The sequence below is a fragment of the Kitasatospora sp. NPDC034035 genome (assembly GCF_055575755.1).
This window is the reverse complement of sequence record NZ_JBVISA010000109.1, coordinates 1-1,632: the sequence shown is the minus strand read 5'-3', so window position 1 is coordinate 1,632 and position 1,632 is coordinate 1. Positions and strand designations below refer to the sequence as shown.

2 protein-coding genes are annotated in these 1,632 nt (G+C 70.4%); both read right to left on the bottom strand.

Going from position 1 to position 1,632, the window contains the following annotated elements:
- Positions 1-104: 104 nt before the first annotated feature.
- The gene (locus tag ACZ52J_RS42835) at positions 105-941 is read right to left on the bottom strand and encodes a transposase family protein (protein ID WP_465626859.1); all 837 of its coding nucleotides are present in this window, start codon (positions 939-941) and stop codon (positions 105-107) included.
- A 60-nt stretch (positions 942-1,001) separates the two neighbouring features.
- Positions 1,002-1,457, bottom strand: coding sequence for a hypothetical protein (locus ACZ52J_RS42830; RefSeq protein ID WP_465626857.1), 456 nt, complete (start codon positions 1,455-1,457; stop codon positions 1,002-1,004).
- Positions 1,458-1,632 lie beyond the last annotated feature (175 nt).

Below are 1,632 nucleotides of genomic sequence, written 5' to 3'. Positions count from 1 at the left end.
GAGCCTTCGCCATCTTCGAACGTGCTGGTCGGAGGGGCTGGCGTGACGGTTCTCCGGGGTGCTCGTGCTGGTCGTGGGCGGGAGTCTGCGGTCTTGATCGTCCGTCAGCGGTCGATCTCGAAGTTGGTCAGGACGAGCAGGGCCCGCAGGAGGGCAGTGGCGCGGCCGGGGTCGGTGCGGAGTTTGGTGAGGATCCGCCAGGCCTTCAGGTGCGCGAAGCCGTGTTCGACGGGTGCTCGTCCGGCGGCCAGGATCCGGTTCGCCTGCTTCTGCCCCGGGGTGAGCTTTCGGGCGCGGGTGGCCCTGTAGCCGGTGACGATGACCAGGTCATCGGGGTCGTCGGGCTTGTCCACGCCGATGAAACCCAGGTCGGCGAGCGCGCCGAGCCCGGCCGCCTTCAGGTGCTCGACGATCTTGTCGCGGCGGGCGGCGGTGGCGTCGTGGGTGCGTCCGGGCCGGGCCGCGGAGATCCAGATCAGCTTGCCTCTCTCGTCGGTCAGGGCGAGGAAGTGCAGGCCGTGGCGGTGGTGTTTGCCCGAGTAGTTCGGGCGGTTGTCCCGCCCGGTGCGGCGCTGGGTGGGGATCAGGGTGCCGTCGATCAGCACGACCTCCCCTCCCCGCCGGGCTGTCTGGCGAAGCGCCCGGTCCAGGCGCGGGGCCTTGGCGGCGAGCAGGTCGATCATCTCGTCGCGCCAGCGCCGCAGGGTGGACTCGGGCACGTTGTTGCCGCCGGCCAGGTCGAGAAGGCGCTGGTCGTGCCGCAGCATCGCCAGCACGAGCACCGCGATCCGGCCCGGCGGCAGCGACCGCCACGGGGAACGTATCGCCTTCAGGCGAGATCGCAGCAGGTCAGCGAGGCAGACCAGGGTGCTCGTGGACAGGTTGAGCTTGCACTGGTAGACAAGGGAGACGCCCTCGACGGGCGCGTTGTTATTCGTCACACAATCTCAACGACCGTCGGGGGCGCCCAAGTTACGGTGCGATCCGCGCAGCCGACCTGGTCACAGGCGTGCGGTGAAGCCGCCGTCGGGCAGTTTGCGCAGCCAGCCCCGCCCGGCGAGCTTGGACAGTTTCCCGCGCAGCGGCTCCAACTTGCCCCGCACCGCGACCTGAAGCCCCAGTACCTCGCCGACGTGCTTGGTCGCGACCGGCCCGCCCGCGTCGCGCACGATGGCGAGGATGCGCTGGTAGTCCGGCGGCAGCGCGTCCTCGGACACGCCGGGCCCACGGTGCGGGACCAGCAGTACCGCTCGGCCTGCGACCCGCACCGCCGGCGGCTCGGCCACCGGCGATTCCACGGCGAGCTGTTCGGCCATCCGCTGCCAGACCCGTTCGGCCACCGCGAGTTCGTCGCGCTCGGTCCGCACCTCCTCCAGCTGCTTGACCAGCTGGTCTTCCAGTTCGTCCAACTCCGCGCGCCGCGCGGCGATCCGTTCCGCGATCTCGGACTCCACCATGAACCGGATGGTAGGCGGCTCCGGGCCCGCGATGTGGAGGAACCAGAGAAACCGCCCCGGCCCGCCCCGTCAGACGATCAAGACCGCAGACTCCCGCCCACGACCAGGACGAGCACCCCGGACAACCGTCACGCCAGCCCCTCCGACCAGCATGTTCGAAGATGGCGAAGGCTCA

What these genes read in the sequence shown, in the direction of transcription:
- ACZ52J_RS42830 (WP_465626857.1), bottom strand. Translation starts at nt 1,457, where the DNA reads ATGGTGGAGTCCGAGATCGCGGAACGGATCGCCGCGCGGCGCGCGGAG.